Source organism: Aneurinibacillus sp. REN35 (assembly GCF_041379945.2).
Taxonomy (GTDB): domain Bacteria; phylum Bacillota; class Bacilli; order Aneurinibacillales; family Aneurinibacillaceae; genus Aneurinibacillus.
Window position 1 is genome coordinate 94,321 of record NZ_JBFTXJ020000014.1, and the last position, 24,848, is coordinate 119,168.

Here is a 24,848-nt window from a genome sequence, read left to right on the forward strand (position 1 = left end):
AATGGGGAATCCATATGAAACAAATGGACATGCTGTCACAAGAGTATTATCCAACGCTTCGTGAGATACCAGAGTCGGATCGTCCGCGAGAAAGAATGATGCAGGCAGGACCCGGAGCGCTGTCGAACGCTGAATTGCTAGCGATTCTTCTGCGCACCGGGTCGGCTGAGGAATCAGTCATGTCGCTCTCCTGTCGCGTGTTGAACCAGGTCGGAGGACTGCGTGGGCTGAAGTCGGCCTCTTTTGAAGAATTAACGTCCTTAAAAGGGATTGGTCCAGCTAAGGCTCTGCTTCTAATGGCAGTCCTTGAATTAGGCAAGCGTATGGGCAGTGCACATTTCTCCGATAGAATTACGATTCGCTCACCAAAGGATGCAGCAGATGTTATGATGGAAGAGATGCGCTATCATACCCAGGAACATTTCGTCTGCTTATACCTCAATACGAAAAATCATATCATCGGCAGAGAGACGATTTTCATCGGTAGTTTGAACTCATCCATTGTTCATCCCCGCGAAGTCTACAAGGAAGCCATTCGCCGTAGTAGTGCCTCTGTGATATGCCTTCACAATCATCCAAGTGGGGATGCCAGCCCAAGCCGGGAAGACATCGACGTTACACGCCGCCTGCAGGAAGCGGGCCGTATTTTAGGAATTGAACTGCTCGACCATATCATTATTGGGGATGGGCAATTTTATAGTTTAAAGGAAAAAGGACATTTTCAATAAGCTATCATTTTGCTTATTGAAAATATACGTGTTTTCAGTATAATTTTATAGTTGTCGTACGATTACATACGCGCTTAATCATGAAGGGAGAAATTACACCAATGTTTGGTAGCTTTAATAGAGATATGGGTATTGACCTTGGCACGGCCAATACGCTTGTATATGCGAAGTCAAAAGGAATCGTGGTTCGGGAGCCTTCCGTTGTTGCATTGCGCACAGATACGGGTAGTATTGAGGCCGTAGGGAATTCGGCAAAGAGTATGATTGGAAGAACGCCGGGGAATATCGTAGCCGTTCGTCCGATGAAAGACGGTGTTATCGCTGATTTTGAGACGACAGCAACCATGCTGCGCTATTTCATCGACCAGGCACAGAAGAGCCGCGGTCTTTTCTCGCGCAAGCCAAACGTTATGGTCTGTGTACCTTCCGGCATTACTGCTGTAGAGAAGCGTGCGGTAGAAGATGCAACCAAGCTTGCGGGAGCGCGTGAGGCGTTTACAATTGAAGAGCCATTCGCTGCAGCAATCGGTGCGGATCTGCCTGTATGGGAGCCGACAGGAAGCATGGTGGTAGACATTGGTGGCGGTACGACAGAAGTAGCGATTATCTCGCTTGGCGGGATTGTAACAAGCAAATCAATTCGGGTAGCCGGAGATGAGATGGATGAAGCGATCATCCAATATATTAAGAAAAAGTACAATCTTATGATCGGGGAGCGGACTTCGGAAACGTTGAAGATGGAGATTGGTTCTGCCATTCCACCGGAGCAGCCGGAGACGCTCGACATTCGCGGCCGAGATTTGATTTCTGGTCTGCCGAAGACGATTGAGATTACTGCACAAGAGATTGCGGATGCGCTGAGTGAGACAGTGGCAAGCATTGTAGACGCAGTGAAAATTACGCTGGAGAAGAGTCCGCCGGAGCTTGCGGCTGATATTATGGATCGTGGAATTGTATTAACCGGTGGCGGTGCGCTGCTGCGTAATATGGACAAGCTGCTGGCTGATGAGACGGGCATGCCGGTACTCGTAGCGGAGAATGCGCTCGATTGCGTAGCGATCGGTACGGGTCGCGCGCTTGAGAATCTTCACTTGTTTAAGTCTAAGTCCGGCATTACGATGCGTTCCGGACGAAAGTAAGCAGGTGGTAGGGAGTGACCAATTTTTTCGGGAATAAACGATTGATCGCGATATTGATCGGCCTGATTGTGCTGATTGCGGTGATGGGCGCTACGTTAAAAGAGCGCCCTGTTCCCACTTGGCCGGAACGATTTGCTAAGGATTCGGTATCGTTCGTTCAGGGGATTTTATATAAACCGGCAGCGATGGTATCAGGCTTTTTCGATAATATTAAGCATATTTATTATGTGTACGATGAGAACAAAGTGCTGAAATCCCAGCTTGATCAGCATGCGAAGCTTCAGGTGGAAGTGGAGGAACTTCGACGTCAGAATGAGAAGCTGCGTTCAATGATGAACATTTCAGAGAATAAGCTTGGTGGAAACAAGCCGTATGTAGCGGATGTAATTGCGCGTACGCCAGATCGCTGGAATAATATGCTGACAATTGGTAAGGGGAAAAATGACGGCATTGAACCGGATATGGCAGTCGTATCCGCGCAGGGGGCGTTAATCGGACGCATTCAGAGTGTATCAGCCTTCTCTTCCCAAGTAGAGCTGTTAATGGATATTGAAGAGGCGAATCATATCTCTGCCGTTATCCAAGGCAATCAGGCGATTTATGGCGTGATCGAGAGCTATGATCTTAACAATCATGAATTGATTATGCGTAAGATCCCGAAGACGCGTGATCTCAAGGTTACGCCCGGTCAATATGTGACGACATCCGGTATGGGTGGCGTCATGCCAGCGGGGCTTATTATCGGACAGGTCAGCTCCGTTGGAGACGGGGACTACGGCTTGACGCAGACCGCACGCGTTAAACCGCTTGCGAATTTCTATCAGATCGAGCAGGTGTTTGTGGTGAAGCGTAATTTTGTAGCGAAGCCTGAGCAGACACCGCAGGATCAGAAGCAGAATGCCAAGAAGGCCGGTAAGTAGGCACCGGGGGAAGGCAGGATCATATCAAGTGAAGATTGGCGCAATATCGATAGTTATGTTTGTATTGTTTCTCATTGAAGGTACGGTTGCTCAGGTGTTTGCCCCGGAAGCGTGGGGGCTTCCCTGGATCATCGTTCCCCGCTTTGTGCTCGTAGGGGTTATATTTATCGGCTTGTATATTGGCCGAAGACAAGCCCTGTACTTCGGTTTGTTCTTCGGTCTTTTGTATGATGTGGTGTATACGGAAGTGATCGGTGTCAATGCATTTACCACAGCGACGCTTGGGTATTTGGCTGGCCTTACTTCTCGTTACTTCCACCAGAATTGGCTGCTGGTGCTGGTGAACGTACTAGTGGTCGTATTCATAAACGAGTGGCTTGTCTACCAACTGTATCATTTGTTTAACCGTGCCTTCATGGATATGGGCGGATTGTTTATGAAAGAGATTGTGCCGACTGTCATCGTTAATGCACTGTTTACGATGCTAATTTTCCGTCCAATGAGTAAGCTTGCGAAAAAGTCCAGGGTGAATCAAGAGATTGCGTAAGAGCGATACGGAGTCGGCAGGAAATGACGGCTCGCGCAGCGAATACGTTAGAGTATGGGGTGGATCTTTGGCTATGACGAAAACAAAGCAAAAAGTAGTGATCAAAGGAACCAAAGAAGGCCTCGTTTTTCTTTTGGACGATGCCTGCTCATTTGACGAACTTCTAGAAGAGTTGCAGGAGAAGATTGAGAAAAGCCACCAACAGATTTTGGCTGGTCCGATCATCAGCATTCATGTTCGATTAGGGATGCGTTATGTGACCGGGAAGCAGGAGCAGCGCATACGGGAAATACTGAAGCAGCGGGGAAATCTCGTTGTCCGAGCCATCGAGTCTGAAGTCACTACGAAGGAAGAAGCGCTAAGGGATAAGCTTGCTTCACAGGTGCGTGTCTACGCGCGCACGGTACGATCCGGGCAGGTAATCCGCCATGAAGGGGATTTGCTTTTGCTTGGTGATATTAACTCGGGTGCACTGGTCATGTGTACGGGCAGTCTTTTCGTGCTCGGTGCGCTGCGCGGTGCGGCACATGCCGGATGTGAAGGAAATCAGAAGTGCATTATCGCTGCACATCAGATGTTTCCGACACAGGTGCGCATCGCAGGCATCATGAATCCTGCATCGGATGACCGTAATCCGGAAGAGATGACGAATATGGAATTTGCGTACATTGCCGAAGGGCGATTGACGATTGAAAAAATGAATCAATTGCATAAAATCCGACCTGACTTGGGTCGGTTTGTCATATAGGGGGGATCCTCGTGGGTGAAGCCATTGTGGTTACATCGGGCAAGGGCGGGGTCGGCAAGACGACGACCACCGCGAATATAGGAACAGCTCTTGCGCAGTTGGGCAAGAGAGTATGCATGATAGATACGGACATCGGTCTGCGCAATCTGGATTTGGTTATGGGATTGGAAAACCGGATTATTTTTGATCTGGTGGATGTAATTGAAGGTAGCTGTAAATTGCATCAGGCAATGATCAAAGACAAGAGATTCGACGATGCACTCTATCTGCTTCCTGCAGCACAGACGAAGGATAAATCGGCGGTTACACCTGAGCAGGTAGAGGAGCTGGTAAACCGCCTGAAGGCGGACTTCGACTATGTGCTAATCGATTGTCCCGCAGGCATTGAGCAGGGATTTAAAAACGCGGTCGCTGGCGCGGATAAGGCGATTGTCGTCACAACTCCGGAGATTTCATCCATTCGGGATGCGGACCGGGTTATTGGCCTCTTAGAGCGAGAAGAGCTTACAGCGACGTATCTTGTTGTTAATCGTATCCGGCCTCATATGACACGCACAGGTGACATGCTTGATGTTGATGATGTCGTCGCCATGCTCTCGGTAGATCCGATTGGCTATGTGCCGGATGACGAGGAAGTAATTAAACATTTGAATTTAAAAGAGCCGGTTGCAATGAATCACGAAGCGAAAGCAGGGATCGCATACCGCAACATCGCACGCCGCATTCTAGGCGATTCGGTGCCGTTTTTGAATATGGATGAACCGGAAGGGTTTTTCAAAAAAGTGAAGCGGTTATTCGGTATCAAATAAACGCGGTGCGAACACAGCATCGGGGGATAAAGCATGGATTTCGAAAAAAAGTATATACGCAACTTGGATTGGTTATTAATTTTGCTGCTGATGTGTCTCGGGATTTTTAGCTTCATCGGTATCTCCGGTGCGACAGCGACGGCTAACTATGAATGGAAGCAGGTCGCCTGGTATGCGATCGGGTTTACAATATTAGCAGTCATTCTGCTGTTTGATTACCATGTGTTCAATAACTTTGCATATATGCTGTATGGCATTGGATTGGTGCTGATTATCGGCGTATTATTCATGCCTGCCAAAAGCGGTGCGCACAGTTGGTATCAACTTGGCTTCGTGGACTTTCAGCCTTCTGAGTTGATGAAGATCTTTACCATTATAGCGGTCGCCAAGTATATTTCGAATAAGGATGAGAAGGAAGAATCGGTGAATAATATAAAAGCATTATTCCCGATCTTTCTTTTGGTTGGCGTGCCGTTGCTGTTGATTTTAAAGCAGCCTGATCTCGGATCTGCGCTTGTATTTATAGGGATTCTTGTCAGCATGCTAATCGTGGCAGGTATACCGATGCGATACTTCGCTATATTAGGGATGGTCGGTGCGATTGTTATCGGTGCATTAGGCTACACCGTTACATTCCATAGAGCGTTCTTTCTCGAAAATATTATGCACGAATATCAGTGGATGCGGATTGAGTCCTGGCTTAAGCCGGAGGCCTATCCAAAGGAAGGCTACCAATTGATGCAGTCGCTTACGGCGATTGGATCGGGCCAGTTGCTTGGCAAGGGCATCAATCAAGGGACGCAGGCGCGAAATGGATGGGTGCCGGTCGGTGAGAGTGACTTCGTATTCACTGTTATTGCCGAAGAACTTGGCTTTATCGGTTCTAGCATTCTGATTTTTATTTACTTCTTCTTCATCTATCGGATGATTCGCATCGCGATGGAGGCCAAGGATACGTTTGGGATGTATATCATTGCCGGTGTTATAGGGATGTATGTATTCCAGATCTTTGAGAATATTGGCATGACGATTCAATTAATGCCGATTACTGGTCTTCCGCTGCCGTTTATCAGCTATGGGGGCAGCTCGCTTGTGACGAATTTTTTCATCATGGGAATTGTGCTAAATGTTGGTATGCGCAGGAAAAAGCTTATGTTTGAATGAGGTACGACAATAAGGTGCGCTGTCTTATGCTGCTGTAAAGCTGTGTAAGACGGCGCATTTTTGTTTGATTTACCTATTCGGTACTACCCGTCCGTATCGCTTCATACACTTGTACAAACGGACAAGGAAGCAAGGAGTGAGGAAGCGATGGCATACTTTGATACGGACGGAATCAAACGCAGAAGAGAGGAGAGGGTACGCAGGCTTCGCGAGGAAATGGAAGATACGTACTCTTCCTACTTTTTTGATGAAAGGGAAGAGCTGCCTCCCGTATATATGGAACCGGTATATCGGGAACGAGATGAACCTTGGCGCCATGAAGCATACAGGGAACGAGAGCGAAACCGACAGCGCAAGCATACCGCATCCACTCTCTCTTCTTCACACGGTCCGATGAAGCGGGGCGATAAGCTGTTTATTAAAGTGATCGCTTCGTTTTTTCTGTTGAGTCTAGCATATGTTATCAGTCATACGTCTTTTCCAGGAGTGGAGAAATACCGGACGGTGATGAGTGAAGTGATGTCCCGTTCATATAATTTTGCTGGAATGTCGGCATGGTATGAGAAGAACTTCGGTGCGATTCCTACGCTGTTGCCGACGGTAGGAACGATGGGCAATGAGGCGAAGCCTGTGCTGCAGTCGCAGAACAGGCTGCTTGCGGGGCCGGCTTCCGGTAAGGTGGTACAGACATTTGCAGAACAGGGGAGCGGATTGTATTTCATGCCTAAGGAGACAGCAATCCGGGCTGTTGATCAAGGCTGGGTAACGTTTGCCGGACAGAAGGAAGGATTAGGCAATACCGTGATTGTCCAGCATGCCAAAGGAATGGAGACGTGGTATGCGGGACTCGCAGCGATTGATGTGAAGGAGAATGATTGGATAGAGGTTCAGCGATCCATCGGCAAAGCGGGCGTGGAGGGAGAAGCTGTCAAGCCTGTATATTTTGCTGTAAAGAAAAACGAGCAATTCGTCGATCCACAAGGTGTGGTTCGTTTTGAATAGGATGATGCTGCATATTCATCCACTATTCTGGTTCATGATGCTTGGCGCGCTTATGTTGGGGCAGTTTCTCCAGGTTCTCACCTTATTTGTCATTGTACTGCTGCATGAGTTGGGACATGTTGCTGCCGCGTGGTGGTACGGCTGGCGGGTCCGGAAGGTGGAACTTCTGCCATTCGGTGGGGTGGCTGAGATCGATGAGTGGGGGAATACAGATCCGTGGGCGGAGATTGTCGTCGCTCTCTCAGGTCCATTGGTCAATGGATTGTTGATTGTTGTTGCTTGGGGACTTCTCTGGCTTGACATATGGTCGTCTGCTTGGACGGCTTTTTTTGTGTACAGCAATATGACCATCGGCATGTTCAACCTGCTGCCGATCTGGCCGCTTGACGGAGGGCGTGTTCTACAGACAGCGGTGAGTCTGTTTCTTCCGTACCGCCAGGCGATGCTTGCTTCGATCTATATCAGTCTGCTTGGTTCTATGGGTCTTCTTGTATGGAGTCTTTCCTATGAGCCGACACCGCATCTCAATGGACTGGCAATCTCTTTTTATTTATTTTTCAGCTCGATAGTCGCTTATCGGCGGCGTCATTATCAGTTTCTTCGATTTCTGCTTGCGCGGCAGGCGTGTCTTGAGCAGGGAAATCATGCATGGAAGGAGCGGCTGATCCGGGTACCGCCGCTGCTTTCACTTGCGCAGGCAGTCAATCAATTGAAACGAAACAGTTATCATTTATTCATCATAAACGGGAAATCATTGCCTCATGCAGTCTTCTCAGAAGAGGCCCTTCTTGCCTATTACTTCTCCGAGAACCGGCGGCACAGCACCGTAGAGGAGTTGGTGCGTTAAAGGTATAATATAGAGGATTAGGAGAAGGGGGGGCTATTGTATTGTTGCGAAAGATTATCGTCAACGCCACCGGACGCGAAGCACGTGTTGCTGTGCTAGAGGGCGGTCGGCTGGTTGAATTATATATTGAACGTCCAGAAGATCGCCGGATCGTAGGTAATATTTATAAAGGCAAAGTGGAAAATGTGCTGCCTGGTATGCAGGCTGCCTTTATTGATATTGGAATGGATAAGAACGCTTTTTTATATGTAGATGATTGTCTCTTGCATGATGTAGAGCGAACGAAAAAAAGGAAGCCATCCATTAATGAACTCATAACAAAAGGCCAGGAAGTTATGGTTCAGGTCAGCAAAGAGGCGTTTGGTACAAAAGGAGCGCGTGTCACGATGCAGCTCTCTTTGCCTGGTCGCTATATTGTCTATTTGCCAAACGAGCCGTATATCGGCGTATCACGCCGCATTCAGAGCGAAAAGGAGCGGGAGCGTCTTCGTGAGACGGTGAGCGGAATTCTTGGGCCGAAGGAAGGCGTTATATTGCGTACGCTGGCAGAAGGTGTGAGCTGTGCGGAGCTTGCGGCGGATATTTTGTTTTTGCGGGCTCGTTTTGAACAAGCGCAGGCGGAGAAGAAGGAAGCTCGTCCACCCAAGCTGATGTATGAGGATCTTGATCTTGTTTCCCGTGTGGTCCGTGATTTCGTCGGTGAAGATACGGAAGAAGTAATAATTGATAGCCGCCTCCGCCATACAGAGCTTCGTTCTCTGCTTGGACGCTATCAGCCGGAGATTGCCGAGAAGATTACGCTTTATACGGGGCGCGAGGATATATTTGCCCACTACGATTTGGATGGGGAGATAGAGCGTGCGCTGCGGCGCAAGGTCTGGTTGAAGAGCGGTGGATATCTTGTGATTGATCAGACCGAGGCGCTCACCGTATTTGATGTGAATACAGGCAAATTTACGGGCAGCCACGATCTAGAGCAGACAGTAGTGAAGACCAATCTCGAAGCATGCAGAGAAGTCGTGCGGCAGCTTAGGCTGCGCAACATCGGCGGAATCATTATTATCGACTTTATTGATATGGGTGAAGAGAAAAATAGAGACCGTGTGCGAGAATGCATGGAAGTGGAGCTGCGCAAGGATAAGACAAAGACGCATCTGCTTGGGTTTACCCAGCTTGGGCTGCTGGAGATGACGCGTAAAAAAGAGCGGCACAATCTCTCGGATGTGCTTTTACGTACATGCCCGTGCTGCGAAGGAAAAGGACGAATTCTCGCAGAAGAGACACTGCTCGGCATCCTTGAGCGCGAGCTGCTTGGCTACAGCAGAGATGATCGCATAGAGGCTGTGCTTGTGGAGATGCATCCACATATTGTTCAGTATTTTGTCGAGCGCTCTTATGTGGACGAACTTACAGAGCGAACCGGGCTTTCTGTCTATATAAAGGAAAATCCGGCCGTAGATCAGCGTCATTATCAAATTGTATATGCCGGAAGTGATGAAGAGATACGTAAGCGTATCGGGGAGTAGCAGTCTAGAGATAATGATTGCTTTTCAGGGAAGAATGTGATAATCTATCTTCTGTTGACTAGTGTGCTTGACACCTCAAGCATACTGCAACCGCTCGATTAAGGTTAGTAAGCCGGTCTTTGGACCGCACCGGATATCGGCGAGTCTGAGTATATGGAGGAGGTGCAACGAATGTACGCAATTATCGAAACTGGTGGTAAGCAATACAAGGTTGAGAAAGGCACAGAATTGTACATCGAGAAGCTGACAGATGCTGAAGGTGATACAGTGACTTTTGACCGTGTACTGCTCGTATCTGGTGACAACGGTGTGAAAATGGGCGCTCCTGTAGTAGAAGGTGCGACTGTTACTGCAAAAGTAGAACGTCACGGTAAAGGCAAGAAAATTATCGTGTACAAATACAAAGCAAAGAAAAACTACCGTCGTAAGCAAGGTCACCGTCAACCTTACACAAAGGTTGTTATCGACGCCATTAACGCATAATGATTACGGTGCAAGTAAAGCGGCGCTCTGATGAGACGATTGAGAAGGTGACGATTAGTGGACATGCCGAATCAGCCGACTACGGCAGGGATCTGGTATGTGCCGCAGTATCTGCTATCTCTCTTGGAGGCATCAACGCCATTGAATTGTTATTGAACATCGAGCTCCCGGCTGTACAGGGTGAGGGCGGCTTTCTTGACGTGGAGGTACCGGAAGGGTATGAACCGGAACTCGCGGCGAAGATGCAGCTTTTGCTTGAGGGAATGATTGCCTCACTGTATTCGGTAGCCGTAAGTCATGACAAGTATGTTCGGATTGCCGATAAATTGAAATATTGAGGAGGTGGCTCTCATGTTAAGAATGGACCTTCAATTCTTCGCCTCTAAAAAAGGGGTAGGTAGCACGAAGAACGGCCGTGATTCAATCGCCAAGCGCCTTGGTGCAAAGCGTGCGGATGGCCAGTTCGTAAAAGCGGGTAACATCCTGTACCGTCAACGCGGTACGAAGATCTATCCGGGTGCAAACGTAGGCCGCGGCGGCGATGACACGCTGTTTGCGCTGTCTGACGGTATCGTGCGCTTCAAGCGCCTGGGCCGCGACCGCAAACAAGTGGTTGTTGAACCGGTAGCGAGCGAAGCTTAATAGTGAGCGAAACCAAAGACCGTTGACGCCATACGTCAGCGGTCTTTTTTCATGGGCTTTGGCCATGTTTTTATTTTGGCTCAAGCGAAAGAGTAAAAGAACCCCTGCATTGCCACACTAAAGGCAAAAACCAAAGGGGTGTTTGCTTGTGTTTCGCAAAAAAGGAGCCGATGTACTGGTCGATTTACTGATTGAGTGGGGCGTAGATCACGTCTATGGCATGCCGGGAGATTCCATTAACGGAATCATTGAAGCGCTGCGTCAGCGACAGGAAGAAATCCGCTTCATTCAGGTGCGCCACGAAGAAGCGGGGGCATTGGCCGCGGCAGCGTATGCCAAGCTGACAGGAAAGCTTGGTGTTTGTCTTGGGGTAGCAGGCCCTGGTGTTATTCACATGTTGAATGGCTTATACGATGCGAAGCTGGATCATGCGCCGGTATTGGCGATCAGCGGGCAGGTTGATACCGCGGTGATGGGGCTTGATTATTTTCAGGAAGTGAATGTCAACCAGCTCTGTTCTGATGTGGCAGTGTACAATCAGACAATCATCTCTCCTGTGCAGTTGCCTGCCGTGGTGAATCAGGCAATACGCACCGCATATGCCAAGAGAGGTGTAGCGGTTCTGACGATCCCTGGTAATATACCGGATAAGGAAATGGAAAAAGACAGCCGTTATACTTCGCCACGCGTAGCACGTGGAACCATCCAACCGCTTGCGCATGATGTCGATGCGGTCTGTGCCGCACTCAATCAAACAGAGAAAAATATTGTAATCCTGGCCGGAAGAGGTGCGCGAGGTGCGCGGGATGAATTGCTTGCATTGGCTGAGAAGCTTGGCGCTCCCATTGTGCTGACATTGCCCGCCAAAGGTGTGATCCCGGATGAGCATCCGTACTGCCTTGGCGGGCTTGGTCTGCTCGGCACAAAGCCAGCTTATGATGCCATGCAGAAAGCCGACATTTTATTTATGATCGGCACTTCCTATCCGTTTACCGCCTACTTGCCGGAGAATGCGTGTACGATTCAGCTTGATATGGATGCGAGCCAGATTGGAAAGCGCTATGCCGTAGATATCGGTATCGTGGGGGAGACAAAGTATACGCTTGCTCAACTCCACGAACGTATCACATATCATGAGAATCGCGACTTTCTCGCCTGGTGCAAAACAAGCATGGATGCGTGGTGGGAGAAGATGGAGGAATTGGAAGAAGCGGAGCATTCTAAGATTTTACCGGAATATGCAGCCAGAGCGATAGAGAGTATTGCTGAGGATGATGCTGTTCTCTCCTGTGATGTTGGCAATGTCACCATATGGGCGGCTCGTCACTTCCGCTGCATCAATCAGCATTTTCTTCTGTCCAGTTGGTTGGCTACGCTTGGTTGTGGATTGCCCGGTGCTATCGCTGCACAGATTGCCTATCCAGAGCGTCAAGTTTTTGCTCTGTGCGGTGACGGAGGTTTTGCGATGACGATGGCTGACTTTGTTACAGCAGTCAAATATGAGCTGCCGATTATTGTTGTCGTATTTAATAATCAGAAAATCGCTATGATCAAGTTTGAGCAGGAAGTACTGGGAAACCTTGAGTATGGTACGGGGCTTGTGAACCCGGATTTTGCGGCGTATGCCAAAGCGTGTGGTGCCTTGGGTATTCGGGTAGAGAAGAAAGACGATTTGCTTTTGGCGCTTCGCGAGGCACAGGCTGCAAAGCGTGCGTGCATTATTGATGTGTTGGTGGAAGCCGATGAGCTTCCCATGCCGCCGAAGGTGATGGCTACGCAGGCGATTGGTTATGCTAAGCATCTGGCAAAAGAGTTATGGGAGGAAGGCAGAGTCTCTTTGCCTCCGCTGCTTCGTTTTTAGCGGCCACAAGTGTCTTTCTTTGCGCCGCTCATATCCGCCTGTGGTTTGATATGGTAAAATGTAGAGAAAAGCCATAGTAGAGGGAGATTGCTCGTATGAAAGAGTTAATCGAAGTTATTAATCATCAACGACATGACTGGCTTAATCACATTCAAGTCATTCTTGGATACTTGAAACTTGAAAAATACGAGATGTGCGAAGAATACATAGGCAAGATTATTGGGGAAGCCAATCGGGATACGCTTGTATCCAGACTGGAGTATCCGCCGCTAGTCGCTTATTTGCTGTCGTTTCATGCGCTGCATAATAACATGCGCATTGAGGTAGAGATTCCGGTCTCGTTTTCACTTTTTGAGCTAAAGAATGGCCAGCGAATAGGTGACTTGATTCTAGCAATCGTCAAGCTATATCAGCAGTATGCCTTATACAATGACGGGCAAAGCAACACGCTGCTCCTGACATTGCATCAGGAAGAGGGAAGTCTGCAGGTTGCGGCTGACTTTGCAGGTGAATTAGACATTGCAGGCATTACGCCTATATTGAATGAAATAAAAGCGCGTGCGAAAGAGTGGGGCAGCACGGTCACGCTTATGCCTCACACGGTTTCAGAATCGGTGCTTGAGTGCGTATTTCCCCTTGGATAAAGATGCAGATAAGTTATTATGCAAAAAGGTGGTATTCATATGTTTGTAGATAGCGTACGAGTATACGTTAAAGGAGGCGACGGCGGAAACGGCATGGTCGCCTTCCGCAGAGAAAAGTATGTGGCGGCCGGTGGTCCGGCCGGTGGTGACGGAGGCCGCGGGGGCAATGTCGTATTCGTAGTAGATGAAGGATTGCGCACGCTTATCGACTTCCGCTATCAGCGTCACTTCAAGGCGGCACGGGGCGAGAATGGTCGAACCAAAAGCCAGCACGGTGCCGGCGCAGAGGACATGGTGGTTCGGGTTCCGCCGGGTACAACCGTAATTGATGACGACACCCAACAGGTTATTGCCGACTTGGTACTGCATGGACAACGCGCTGTTATTGCCAAAGGCGGCCGCGGCGGACGCGGGAATAACCGATTTGCTACTCCTTCCAACCCCGCACCAGAAATCGCAGAGAATGGCGAGCCGGGTCAGGAACGCTATATTCGCCTTGAATTGAAGGTGCTCGCAGATGTTGGTCTGGTTGGTTTTCCAAGCGTCGGAAAATCTACGCTGTTATCCGTTGTATCGGCGGCCCGTCCAAAGATTGCAGAATATCATTTTACGACGATCACCCCGAACCTCGGGGTTGTGGATATTGATGAAGAGCGCAGCTTTGTGATGGCGGATCTGCCGGGACTGATTGAAGGAGCGCATGAAGGCGTAGGGCTAGGTCATCAATTTCTGCGTCATGTAGAACGGACACGGGTGATTCTGCATGTGGTGGACATGTCCGGTTCAGAAGGGCGCGATCCGTATGATGATTATGTGCAGATCAATGAAGAGTTAAAGCTCTATAATAAGAAGTTAGAAGACCGACCGCAGGTAGTTGCTGCCAATAAGATGGATATTCCGGGTGCGGAAGAGAATCTGGCGGCATTCCGTAAAAAGGTGGGAGAAGACATACCGGTCTTCCCGATCTCGGCTGCGACCAAGGACGGCGTGCGTGAACTTCTCTATAAGGTTGCAGATATGCTAGATGCAATCCCGACAACGGCATTGGTTGAAGATGTGGCTGAGGAAGAGACGACAGTGCTGTATAAGGCGGAGCGGGAAGAGGATGAATTCACCGTACGAAGAGAGAATGAAATGTTCGTAGTGGAGGGCGAGAAGCTTGAGAAGCTGGTTAAAATGACCAACCTCAACAGTCACGATTCCATCCAGCGTTTTGCGCGTATGATGCGCAATATGGGAGTCGATGCTGCGCTGCGTAAAAAGGGTGCCGAGAACGGAGATATTGTCCGTATCGGTAAGTTCGAATTTGAATTCGTAGATTAAAAAGCAGCTTCTTGCTAAAAAACGGTTTATTGTATGTGGCCAAGCGGGTAAAAATACGGAAATACATGGCAAAGGAGGTAGACAGATGCATGCAGATTACCTTCGTGGCCGATTTCCGAATTGGGAAATTCCCCGGCCGCATGATGACCGTCCGTATATGGTGAGAGACTATCAGGATGTTGGCGGTGATGACGTAGCGGTATTCATGACACCAGAAGAAGCCTTTGTCGTACGTTCCAAAGGGGACGGCGGGCACTTCATTACGTATGATGAATACATGGCTGCGTCCGTCTACTATGCTGATCATATGCCGACGCGCAGCATGAAGATTTTCCGGTACGCTCAAGAGACCGGGAAAGTAGAAGCAGATGAAGCAGCAATCGCTCAATTGTTTGATGCGCCGACGATTAACAGCATCGGACATTCGCTGCAGGAGTATCACAATGTAGCGGGCGAATAAAGCAGATGGATTGTGAAGTTGAAGAGCAGAATGGGTTACCCGAAAATAGGGTGACCCATTTTTTTATCGAGTACATATGCGGCCAAAAAATATTGTAAAGAAGTGAAAGATTTTCTGTGCATCATCGGTAGTATAAGATGAATACAAAAACGGGAAAACAAGAAGCTTTGGAGCGCCCGTTTCATAGGAGGGGACAGAATGGAAGAGGAAAGGGAGTGGGTTGCCCGTGTGCTTCGTGGTGAACAAGAAGCATATGCCCATCTGGTGAATCGATATAAGAACAAAGTATATGCACTTCTGCTTGGTATGGGTGCATCTCCACAGGACGCGCAGGATATTACGCAGGAGACTTTTATTAAAGCCTATCGTCATCTGGCAGGCTACCACCCGGAGAAAAAGTTCTCCTCATGGATTTATAAAATCGCAATCAATAGCTGTCATGATACGTGGCGCAAGCGAAAACAGGAGATACTCAGCGAGCAGGAAGAAGAGCATATTGATCATACAAGCCCAGAACACATTTATCTACATAAAGAACAGGCAGATGAACTTATGGGATATATCGCCCGCTTACCAAAGAAGTACGGACTTGTGCTCCTCCTGCGTTATATTGACGAATTGAGCTATAAAGAGATCGCGGACGTTCTTGCACTTCCGCTGCCGACGGTACAGACGCATCTGCACCGGGCAAAGAAGAAGCTGCGTGACATGCTGCTTGATACGGAGACAGGAGGGAATCTACATGAAATGTATGGAGTATGAACAGATGAGCCGCCATATTGAGGGGGAGACAGAAGGCCGGGAGAAAATCATGGTAGATACACATATTCTCAACTGCCGCGTATGCGAGAAGCTCTATGCTCATTGTATGGCAGAAAAAGAAGCGATTACGAAAGCGCTTCGTGCGCCTGTCCTTCCGGATTCGTTTACAGAAGAAGTCATGTCACAGCTTGTCCCCTATCCTGTATCATCGGATGTGCCGGAGATCGAACAACCGCCGCCAGCACCAAAATCGATGAAGAAAAGAAGATGGAGAAGATGGGCATATGCGGCGGCTGGTACCGTACTAGCGATATCGCTTGCCGCTTCCGTTTCTCCATCCTTTGCATCCTATTTATCGAACTCTATTTTTAATCGGGGCAATCAGATGATCGATGGGGGATTACAGCTTGCAGGGGAAAACGGATTTGTGCAGCGTGGTGATTACCATATAAGCGACAAGGGAACTACGCTGCGTGTATTGGAAGTAGTCGCCGATCCTACGCGCATCGCCCTCTCGTACATGCTTGAAAAAGAAGGAGGCGGGCATCTCGATCCTTATTTTGAAGAACGATTTGATAATAGAAATCGCGTATACATTACAGATACTGCTGGCAATAAACTGGCAGATTCATCAAGCTGGAGTCGTAATGATCCGTACGGAATTATGACATTTCAGCCGGAAAAAAGCTTTCCTGAGAAAGTTGTCGTACATTTTGATCTTACCCGTGTAGGCGGTATCGCAGGGATTGGGGGCAAGGAAGGGAAGTGGAATTTGCAGATTCCGGTAGAGATGAAGAAAGGGATGGAGGCTACGCGCACCGTACAGGTGAATCAGCGTCATGAGACACCTCAAGGCGTAAATATTGTACTATCCCAATTGCTTTTTGCACCGACTAAAACGCAGGTGGAGCTTGTAACCAGCCTATCCCCTTCCCTTCGCGCACAGCTAAGCGAGATGATTAAAAAGGGGCAGTCTAAGGGATTGATAGAAGGGGAGACGCATACATTAATTGAGGGAGCATACGGTATCTCCTATCGAATCATTGACGAGTCCGGCCGTGTCGTAGCCGGGAAGTCGGGACCAGTGCATCATTCCCGTGAGCATGAGAGAAATAATATTGAATCGACGGGCATGCATGAATTGTCTGGCCGCACTGTATGGAAAGACGGATTTGTCCCTTTTCAGGATGCCAAACGTTTAACGTTTATATTGGATGCTGTGGATATAGAGGAAGCGGCTGACTTTAGCCTCTCTTTCTCACCGGATGAAGCGCGTAGCAAGGAAGTGGGAGGATCGTATAAAGGCAATGTTATCTCAGTGAAAGACTTTACAATAAACAGCGAATGGGATCTGAAAAAGTCACCGCCGTTTCTTCAAAATGATACGCATGCAATCATTGAGGTCGAAGGGATGCTGACAAAAGATACAGGCACGCTATTCAATTGGAGTGTGGTAGACGAACAGGGAAAAACGTATAAAGTCATGATGTCTGGGGATGAAGAGGATCCGGATGCCTCTGGAAACCGTAAGTTTAAAGGCACACTGCACATGTACGGAATGAAGCATAAGCCAGAAAAGCTAACATTGAAGCTTGAGCGAGTGATGAAGCGTCATACGGATGTGAATTGGAAAACCGAGATTTCCGTCACGGCCAGTAAGTAAATAATTGTCTTAAAGAAACAGGGATTCGTATAGCCGAGTTCCTGTTTCTTGTATGTGGACAATATAATAGAAAAATGTTTGAAAAATAAACAAGTATCTCTTGTATAACAAAAGGAAAACAAGTATAATGTCCACTATACATAAACATTTGTTTGTTTCTGGAGGACGGTATGGGAAAGCAAGAAGAACTGCTCTACTTAATACGGGCCGATATTTTGCCTGAATCGATTAGCAAAACCCTTGAAGCCAAGAAGTTGATTGACTCAGGAGAGGCGGAGACGGTAAATGAAGCGGTCGAACGTGTAGGCCTCAGCCGAAGCGCATACTACAAGTACAAAGACAGTATTTTTCCATTCAATTCCATGATGCGCGAAGTGATTATTACCGTGTCGTTGAATCTTGATCATCAGGCAGGTATTTTGTCTAATGTTCTAAAATTCGTAGCGGAACGAGGTGGTAATATTCTTACCATTAATCAGACCATTCCGCTGCAAGGTATGGCAAATGTAGCAATGTCGATTGATACCGGACATCTGAGTATGTCCACAACAGAATTTCTTGACGAGCTGAATGCGCTCGCGGGTGTGAAGCGAGCGGTTATTGTCGGCAGGGGGTAAGCAAACGGTTAGTATTTTTATTTTATCAATAAATTAAAACAAATACACAGATGACTATCGAGGAGAGATGAGAATGCAGAATAATACAGTCAGAGTAGGTCTTATGGGGCTAGGTACAGTTGGCACAGGCGTTGTACGCATTGTGCAAGGACACCAGGAGGATTTGCAGAAGCAGACAGGGCTTTCGATTGAGATCGCAAAAGTGCTTGTTAAAGATATAGAGAAGACGCGCAGCTTACAGTTAGATCCCGATATTGTTACGACTGATGCGGCAGAGCTCTTTAGTAATCCGGATATTGATGTCATCGTTGAAGTGATTGGCGGAATTCATCCTACAAGGGAGTATATCATTCAAGCGTTGGAGAATGGAAAGCATATCGTGACAGCCAATAAAGATTTGATGGCACTGCACGGTGCTGAAATTCTGTCAACAGCACAAAAAATGGGCTGTGACGTCTTCTATGAGGCCAGCGTAGCGGGCGGGATTCCGATCCTTCGTGCATTGGTAGAAGGGTTCTCATCTGATCGTATTACTAAGATGATGGGGATTGTCAACGGTACGACCAACTACATTATGACGAAGATGAGCAAGGAAGGCGCTGCTTATGAAGAAGTACTGAAAGAGGCGCAGGAGCTCGGCTATGCGGAATCAGATCCGACGGCTGATGTAGAAGGACATGATGCCGCACGGAAGATGGCAATTCTGGGTACGCTGGGCTTCCATGTGGATATGAGCCTTGAAGATGTAGACTGCAAAGGCATTTCCAAAGTCACTGCAGAAGACATTGCGTATGCGAAAAAACTCGGATACGAGATCAAATTGCTTGGCATTGCCCAGCGCGATGATGATGTAATTGAAGTGAGCGTACAGCCTACACTTGTGCATCACACCCATCCGCTTGCATCGGTCAATGGTGTATTCAATGCGGTCTATGTACACGGGGAAGCGGTAGGGGAGACAATGTTCTACGGTCCGGGAGCAGGAGAGCTGCCGACAGCGACCGCAGTTGTATCTGACCTTGTAACGGTCGTGAAGAATATGAAGCTTGGAGTGAACGGACGAGGCAGTGTGGCACCGTATAAGGAGAAGCACCTCAAGACGGATGAACAAATCGTCTCGAAATATTTCCTGCGTCTAATTGTCGATGATCGCCGCGGTGTGCTTGCGCAAATCACTCGCATTCTCGCCAATCATGATGTAAGCTTAGAACAAGTCCTGCAGCAGCCGTATAACGGAGGCAAGCAGTCGGAAATCATTCTGATTACGCATGATGCATCACGCAAAAATATATTCGCTGTGCGCGATCAGTTTGCAGCCCTAGAGAGCATCCATGAAGTAAAAAGCCTGTATCGAGTAGAAGGTGGGGAGGAAAAATAATGGCTGGCATCATTGAACGCTACGCAAAACAATTACCGGTAACAGAGAAAACACCCCGGTTAACATTGCATGAGGGGGATACCCCGTTAATTTTTGCACCAAAATTATCGGAAGAATTGGATTTGGAGATCTATTTCAAATACGAAGGATTGAATCCGACCGGGTCATTCAAAGACCGCGGCATGGTTATGGCAGTAGCCAAGGCTGTGGAAGAAGGAAGTCATACAATCATGTGCGCCTCTACCGGAAATACCTCAGCAGCAGCAGCGGCGTATGCTGCACGGGCAAACCTGCGCTGTATTGTATTGATTCCGAACAATAACATTGCACTTGGTAAATTGGCTCAGGCCATGATTTACGGTGCGGAGATTATTGCGATTGAAGGTAACTTCGATCAGGCGCTTACAATTGTACGGGATATTTGTGAGAAGCACCCGATTACACTGGTGAACTCAGTTAATCCATATCGTCTGGAAGGTCAGAAGACCGCAGCATTCGAAATCTGTGATTCACTAGGTAAGGCTCCGGACATTCTTGCTATTCCGGTAGGCAATGCAGGAAATATTTCTGCATACTGGAAAGGGTTTAAAGAATACTATGAAGCAGGAGTGATTAAGAGCAAGCCGCGCATGTTCGGCTTTGAAGCGGAAGGGGCGGCAGCGCTTGTGAAGGGTGAGCCAATTGAGCAGCCGGAGACGCTGGCGACTGCGATTCGTATCGGTAACCCAGCCAGCTGGGATTTGGCGTTAAACGCCCGGGATGAGTCCGATGGACATATTGATTTTGTTACAGACGATGAGATTGTGGAAGCGTACCGTAAGCTGGCAGCAAGCGAAGGCATCTTCGCTGAACCGGCTTCTGCCGCATCGCTTGCCGGTGTTATGAAAATGCGTAAGCTAGGTCGTATTCCGGCTGGTAAGCAGGTTGTATGCGTACTGACGGGGAACGGATTGAAAGATCCGAACATTGCACTGAAATCGGTCGGTGTAGAACCGGTTGTCGTAGAGAGTACAGAAGAAGCAGTGCTTAACATCATCGCCGAGAGAGCTGGTGTGTAAAATGCGGAACGGAAAGGTAAAAGTAAAAGTACCGGCCAGCACGGCCAACCTTGGGCCTGGGTTTGATACGATCGGCATGGCTTTCCAACTCTATACGACCCTCGTGTTAGAAGTAGCGGATGCCACGGAGATTCGCCTGCATGGCCCAAACCTTTCCGGCATTCCTATGGATAAGAGCAATCTTATCTATCAGCTCGCGGCACGCGTGTTTGAGAAAGCCGGCCTTGCCGTACCTGAACTTACGATGGATGTGACATCGGATATTCCATTGACGAGAGGACTTGGAAGCAGCGCTTCCGCAATCGTCGGTGCGTTAATAGCGGCTAATGAATTGGCCGGAAAGCCATTTACCACAGATGAGCTGTATGAGATTGCAACGGAAGAAGAGGGACACCCAGATAATGTAGGAGCTTCGTTTTTTGGTGGCATCGTTGTAGCGCTGATGGATGCAGGCCGCGTTCCCTATGTGCGCCTGCCGGTCCCTGAACATTTAGAAGCCATTGCTGTAATTCCGGAATTCATGCTGTCAACAGAGAAGGCGCGCGGTGTCCTGCCGTCTATGTACAGCAGGCAGGATGTTGTATATACATCAAGCCATACCGGTGTGCTTGTTGGCGCATTAGCTACAGGCAATCTACGTCTTCTGCACACAGCGATGAAGGATGTATTGCATCAGCCATACCGCGTCTCGCTTGTGCCGGGTCTAGAGAAAATTCTCGCCGAAGCGCATGAGCATGGCGCCATAGGTGCTGCGCTGTCGGGAGCTGGTCCGACTATCATTGCTTTGATTGATAGACGTAATCCAACAGATGAGCTAAAGTCGTTCATGGTCGGAACGTTAGCAGAGCATGGCATTGGATGTACGGTTGTGCATCTTGTACCGGATGAGGCGGGGGCGCAGGTGGAACATTGTTTCTCCGGTGTGACGGAACAAAGGAGTTAAAAATTATGGAGAGAACGTTCGCATTCTTAGGGCCGCGCGGCACAAATACAGAAGAAGCAGCGCGCATGATTTTTCGAGGAGATAATGACGCATTCCAGCCGTACCGTACCATTCCCGATTGTCTGGAAGCGGCAGCGTCCGGGAAGGTCGATTATGCGGTTGTTCCCTGGGAGAATTCGCTGGAAGGGTCCGTCAACCTAACGCTCGATTGGATTATTCATAAGATTGATTTGCCGATTTTGAGTGAATTGATCATTCCTATTTCGCACCAGTTAGTCAGTGCAAAGCGTGAGCAGCCCATCGCGCTTACTGATGTTAAAAAAGTGCTGTCCCATCCCCAGGCAATTGCACAGTGCCATGGTTTTCTGCGCGATCACCTGGCTCATGCAGAGATTGAATACGTAAGCAGTACGGCTGAAGCAGCCCGCCTTGTCAGTGAACATCCTGAGGAGCCGTGGGTAGCCATTTCGGCTATGCAGGCCGTGCAGTCTTACCCTGTTATGCTGCTGCATAAAAGCATTGAGGATGCGGAGAACAATTTTACTCGCTTTATCGTGGTGGGTGAAGGTCCGCTTGCGCTTCCGGAGGCAGAAAAGCATAAGACGACGATTCTCGTTACGCTCCCATCTGATTTTCCGGGGGCGCTGCATCAAGTACTGGCGGCTTTTTCCTGGCGGCGTCTGAATCTATCACGCATTGAATCCCGACCGACGAAAACGGGTCTTGGCAATTATCACTTTGTAATTGATATTGAGCAGCAGATGGATGATGTATTGATGCCGGGCGCGTTTGCTGAGATGGAAGCACTGGGCTGTCAGATTCGTTTTCTCGGGACGTATCCGATTTTCATTAAGCAGCGGGATGGAGCGGAAGTTTCGGCTCGTCCATAATAAAGCTATACAAAAAAGAGCGGTGCCATAGGCCCGTTCTTTTTTAGTGTGTAAATATACAGGCATTCATAAATAAGACTTGTAGCCGATAGGTTGTGTTTCAAATATGAAAAAAAGGTGTAAGGAACAACAACGTGTGTATAAAGTGACGGAAAGAGAAGAAAGGAACGGTTACGATGTATATAAAAGGGGTCTTTCTAGGCATCGTGTTAGGGGCCGTGACAAGTAGTGCCATATGGTATTGGACCATACCAAAGCAGAGTAGTGTGCTAGAAGCAGAGATTCCACCGGAGGGACGGGCGCTGTTGACGAGAGAAGCAGAGACAGTCCAATCAAGCTCCGTGTATCGTGATACACAACGGCTGTCTGCTTATGAACGTGATATGATCGTAACCCGCGTTCCGCTCCATCAAACATTAGATGAATTTATGCAAATGAAAGAAAAAACAAAAAGCAGGCCAGAAAAGAAAAAAATCCTACATGCAAAGCATAATGATCCAAAGAAAGCTGCTTTGGTTGCCAAGCGTGCACATGGCGAAGAAGACATGACAGCTACGAATGCCATAGCGGTAGCTCCATTACCACAGACAGAGCAAAAACTTCAGCAGCAAATGGTAACGGTAGAAAGAGATAAAACCAGCATTTCTACACAGGAGAGTATTGGGCAGTCGGACGATCTGCAACCCGATGATTCGCCCTCCGTTGTATTGAGTACAGAAGAAGCGAGCGCCGAGTAATGTTTGAATCATTTATTATATTGAACGGGTGCAAAGCCATACGATATGGTTCTGCACCCGTTTTGTCATTCTGTATATGCTCCGTACGCTGTAGCATGACTTGACTAGGCATATAAAAAATGTTCGTAGCCCTTAAAGAAACGCTCTCGACGTCCCCAGTTCTTCATAATGATAGACAGATAATATTCTACGCGGCTTGCCTGGTAATTGCGTCTTTTCTCAAATACGCCAGTGACTTCTCGCATGAAGTTATCGGGAAAGCGCAGCATAAGAAAGATGAGGGCAACCTGTTCTTCCGAAAGTGGGCGGATGCGTCGGTACGCCTCAACCGCTTCGTTGAATACGGATAGCTTCCACTCTTGCAAAACAAGCGCACGGTTGATGAGTTGAATGATATCCACTAGCGGTGTGTCATAAGCTGCTGTATCCAGGTCAATAATAGATGTTCGTGTACCGCTTAAGAGAAAGTTGTGGCTCGCTACGTCTTTATGTGTGACATGCTGCTGATAGAAAGAACGGTTGTATTCAGCAGGTAGTGACGAATTCCTTGCCACATCCAACACATAGTCGGCTTCCTGCAGGATAGCAGGTGCTCCGTTCCGTACAAGATGGGCCAGACGGCCGTGCCGCGCATCGCCATTTTGAACCTGATGATAGATTTGCAGAAAAGATTGATAGCGTTTCTTCCATTTCACAATGAGGGGAACGCCCTGCTCCGGCGGCGGCCCACCTGCTATGTGGGCGCTGTATAAGTGGAATTCTGCAAGCTTTGTAAGTGAGTGTACAATATCATTTCGATGAAAAAAGCTGCCTTCTCGGCCCGGCAGACGTTTCATCGCTGTCATGTATTGGTCGTTCCATTTAAAAACAGGTACATGCTGGATCGTTGGCACGTACTGTACTACATCTGTAAATCCTCGTTGATGAAGCGTATGGGAGAGGTGTGTAACCCAGGCCGCTTTATTGAAGTCATCATACCCCTTGACTACCCAATTCCCACGATCGGTATCACAGAGCCATACGGTACGTTTCGGCTTACAGCGCAGTACGCGGCAGTGGTATATATTCTCAATTGCGGCGGCTAACTCTTGGCTCATAAGCCTCCTCCTGTCGTAGATGGCGTAGAAAAGGGCGGACTTCTTGGAGCCCGCCCGGACAATTAGTAGTGTGGTAAGCCGGAAGCGGTGCTGCTATCACGGCAGCCGCAGCTGTCTTTATGGCCCGGTTGCACCGGCATTCCGTATGGTGCCTGCGGAAATCCGTACCCTTGAGGAGCGGTGTAGGGATTGCCCTGCATCATAGGAGAGTGCATATACGGATTCATAAGATTCGACGTTGCTTTCGGATATCCTTCTTGCATACCATAGGGCATGCTGCCATAATGCGGCATTGGTAGCGGCATGTTCGGCATCGCTGATTCCGGCATGGCCGATTGCATAGGAAGCTGTATGTTCGGCATTGCATGCGGCATCATGTGAGGCATCATCGATGAGTCGCCGTGCATAGAGGATTCGCATCCTGCTTCTCCCTTTTTCTTTTTATATTTCACTTTTTCTTTCTTTTTCTCTTTCATCATGCAGGGAGTTTCTACGTTCGGCATTGCATACGGCATCATATGAGGCGGAGTTGGCGGCATTGGAAAAGGCGGACATACCATGATCGGATGCATGAACATAGGATGAGGCGGCATTATAGGCATCTGCATATTAGGCATGGGTTGCTGCGCCTGCATCTCAGGCATCGTAGGCATCATAGGCATCTGCATATTAGGCATGGGTTGCTGCGCCTGCATCTCAGGCATCGTAGGCATCATAGGCATCTGCATATTAGGCATGGGTTGCTGCGCCTGCATCTCAGGCATCGTAGGCATCATAGGCATCTGCATATTAGGCATGGGTTGCTGCGCCTGCATCTCAGGCATCGTAGGCATCATAGGCATCTGCATATTAGGCATGGG

Annotated in this window: 26 protein-coding genes, 1 pseudogene and 1 other annotated feature; of the genes and pseudogenes, 25 read left to right on the forward strand and 2 right to left on the reverse strand. The window is 48.5% G+C overall.

Features of this window, described 5'->3' with window-relative positions:
* Positions 1–14: 14 nt before the first annotated feature.
* The 25 genes from radC to AB3351_RS20060 all read left to right on the forward strand — a co-directional run bounded on the left by radC (position 15) and on the right by AB3351_RS20060 (position 22,891).
* Entirely contained in the window at positions 15–728 is a 714-nt protein-coding gene (radC, locus tag AB3351_RS19940; protein ID WP_371148917.1) for a RadC family protein, read from the forward strand.
* A gap of 101 nt (positions 729–829) precedes the next feature.
* Positions 830–1,867 (forward strand): rod shape-determining protein, encoded by a 1,038-nt coding sequence (locus AB3351_RS19945; RefSeq protein ID WP_371148918.1) that lies wholly within the window; start codon positions 830–832, stop codon positions 1,865–1,867.
* A 14-nt stretch (positions 1,868–1,881) separates the two neighbouring features.
* Positions 1,882–2,787, forward strand: a complete 906-nt coding sequence (gene mreC / locus AB3351_RS19950; protein ID WP_371148919.1) for a rod shape-determining protein MreC — start codon at positions 1,882–1,884, stop codon at positions 2,785–2,787.
* Between the two features lie 28 nt (positions 2,788–2,815).
* Complete coding sequence (gene mreD / locus AB3351_RS19955) at positions 2,816–3,334, forward strand: rod shape-determining protein MreD (protein WP_371148920.1); 519 nt, start codon at positions 2,816–2,818, stop codon at positions 3,332–3,334.
* A complete protein-coding gene (gene minC, locus AB3351_RS19960) occupies positions 3,327–4,082 on the forward strand; it encodes a septum site-determining protein MinC (protein WP_371148921.1) in 756 nt (251 codons plus the stop codon). Before mreD ends, minC begins: the two co-directional genes overlap by 8 nt.
* An 11-nt stretch (positions 4,083–4,093) precedes the next feature.
* Entirely contained in the window at positions 4,094–4,891 is a 798-nt protein-coding gene (minD, locus tag AB3351_RS19965) for a septum site-determining protein MinD (RefSeq protein WP_371148922.1), read from the forward strand.
* A 33-nt stretch (positions 4,892–4,924) separates the two neighbouring features.
* Entirely contained in the window at positions 4,925–6,055 is a 1,131-nt protein-coding gene (rodA, locus tag AB3351_RS19970; protein ID WP_371148923.1) for a rod shape-determining protein RodA, read from the forward strand.
* 147 nt (positions 6,056–6,202) lie between these two features.
* Positions 6,203–7,057: a peptidoglycan DD-metalloendopeptidase family protein gene (locus tag AB3351_RS19975; protein ID WP_371148924.1), complete on the forward strand. Its 855-nt coding sequence runs from the start codon at positions 6,203–6,205 to the stop codon at positions 7,055–7,057.
* Position 7,058: 1 nt separating this feature from the next.
* Positions 7,059–7,904 (forward strand): M50 family metallopeptidase, encoded by an 846-nt coding sequence (locus AB3351_RS19980; RefSeq protein WP_371148946.1) that lies wholly within the window; start codon positions 7,059–7,061, stop codon positions 7,902–7,904.
* A 41-nt stretch (positions 7,905–7,945) separates the two neighbouring features.
* Complete coding sequence (locus AB3351_RS19985; RefSeq protein ID WP_371148925.1) at positions 7,946–9,430, forward strand: Rne/Rng family ribonuclease; 1,485 nt, start codon at positions 7,946–7,948, stop codon at positions 9,428–9,430.
* Positions 9,431–9,508: 78 nt separating this feature from the next.
* Positions 9,509–9,587 (forward strand) — a sequence feature (ribosomal protein L21 leader region).
* Positions 9,588–9,601: 14 nt separating this feature from the next.
* Positions 9,602–9,913: a 50S ribosomal protein L21 gene (gene rplU / locus AB3351_RS19990; RefSeq protein WP_371148926.1), complete on the forward strand. Its 312-nt coding sequence runs from the start codon at positions 9,602–9,604 to the stop codon at positions 9,911–9,913.
* Positions 9,913–10,251, forward strand: a complete 339-nt coding sequence (locus tag AB3351_RS19995) for a ribosomal-processing cysteine protease Prp (protein ID WP_371148927.1) — start codon at positions 9,913–9,915, stop codon at positions 10,249–10,251. The genes rplU and AB3351_RS19995 overlap by 1 nt, the downstream gene beginning before the upstream one ends.
* A 13-nt stretch (positions 10,252–10,264) precedes the next feature.
* Positions 10,265–10,555 carry a 50S ribosomal protein L27 gene (rpmA, locus tag AB3351_RS20000; protein ID WP_043067342.1) on the forward strand — a complete coding sequence of 97 codons (291 nt, stop codon included), beginning with the start codon at positions 10,265–10,267 and terminating at the stop codon, positions 10,553–10,555.
* Positions 10,556–10,703: 148 nt separating this feature from the next.
* Positions 10,704–12,416, forward strand: a complete 1,713-nt coding sequence (locus AB3351_RS20005) for a pyruvate oxidase (RefSeq protein WP_371148928.1) — start codon at positions 10,704–10,706, stop codon at positions 12,414–12,416.
* 95 nt (positions 12,417–12,511) lie between these two features.
* On the forward strand, positions 12,512–13,060 hold the full coding sequence (locus AB3351_RS20010) for a Spo0B domain-containing protein (RefSeq protein WP_371148929.1): 549 nt from the start codon (positions 12,512–12,514) through the stop codon (positions 13,058–13,060).
* A gap of 39 nt (positions 13,061–13,099) precedes the next feature.
* Entirely contained in the window at positions 13,100–14,383 is a 1,284-nt protein-coding gene (gene obgE / locus AB3351_RS20015) for a GTPase ObgE (protein WP_371148930.1), read from the forward strand.
* A gap of 85 nt (positions 14,384–14,468) precedes the next feature.
* Positions 14,469–14,843, forward strand: coding sequence for a hypothetical protein (locus AB3351_RS20020; protein ID WP_371148931.1), 375 nt, complete (start codon positions 14,469–14,471; stop codon positions 14,841–14,843).
* A 198-nt stretch (positions 14,844–15,041) separates the two neighbouring features.
* Positions 15,042–15,605, forward strand: a complete 564-nt coding sequence (locus AB3351_RS20025; protein WP_371148932.1) for an RNA polymerase sigma factor — start codon at positions 15,042–15,044, stop codon at positions 15,603–15,605.
* Complete coding sequence (locus tag AB3351_RS20030) at positions 15,586–17,268, forward strand: DUF4179 domain-containing protein (RefSeq protein WP_371148933.1); 1,683 nt, start codon at positions 15,586–15,588, stop codon at positions 17,266–17,268. Before AB3351_RS20025 ends, AB3351_RS20030 begins: the two co-directional genes overlap by 20 nt.
* 170 nt (positions 17,269–17,438) lie before the next feature.
* Positions 17,439–17,885: an ACT domain-containing protein gene (locus AB3351_RS20035; protein WP_371148934.1), complete on the forward strand. Its 447-nt coding sequence runs from the start codon at positions 17,439–17,441 to the stop codon at positions 17,883–17,885.
* A gap of 73 nt (positions 17,886–17,958) precedes the next feature.
* The gene (locus AB3351_RS20040) at positions 17,959–19,263 is read left to right on the forward strand and encodes a homoserine dehydrogenase (protein ID WP_371148935.1); all 1,305 of its coding nucleotides are present in this window, start codon (positions 17,959–17,961) and stop codon (positions 19,261–19,263) included.
* Positions 19,263–20,321, forward strand: coding sequence for a threonine synthase (gene thrC, locus AB3351_RS20045; protein ID WP_371148936.1), 1,059 nt, complete (start codon positions 19,263–19,265; stop codon positions 20,319–20,321). The genes AB3351_RS20040 and thrC overlap by 1 nt, the downstream gene beginning before the upstream one ends.
* Position 20,322: 1 nt before the next feature.
* Entirely contained in the window at positions 20,323–21,264 is a 942-nt protein-coding gene (gene thrB, locus AB3351_RS20050; RefSeq protein ID WP_371148937.1) for a homoserine kinase, read from the forward strand.
* Positions 21,265–21,269: 5 nt separating this feature from the next.
* A complete protein-coding gene (gene pheA / locus AB3351_RS20055; protein WP_371148938.1) occupies positions 21,270–22,154 on the forward strand; it encodes a prephenate dehydratase in 885 nt (294 codons plus the stop codon).
* A 176-nt stretch (positions 22,155–22,330) separates the two neighbouring features.
* Positions 22,331–22,891 (forward strand): hypothetical protein, encoded by a 561-nt coding sequence (locus AB3351_RS20060; protein WP_371148939.1) that lies wholly within the window; start codon positions 22,331–22,333, stop codon positions 22,889–22,891.
* A 104-nt stretch (positions 22,892–22,995) separates the two neighbouring features.
* Here the strand turns inward: AB3351_RS20060 and AB3351_RS20065 are convergent, their stop codons facing one another.
* Together AB3351_RS20065 and AB3351_RS20070 are read right to left on the reverse strand one after the other, a co-directional pair.
* Positions 22,996–23,988, reverse strand: coding sequence for a phosphotransferase (locus AB3351_RS20065; protein WP_371148940.1), 993 nt, complete (start codon positions 23,986–23,988; stop codon positions 22,996–22,998).
* Positions 23,989–24,050: 62 nt separating this feature from the next.
* Positions 24,051–24,848, reverse strand: a pseudogene (locus tag AB3351_RS20070) (hypothetical protein); the annotation flags it as partial.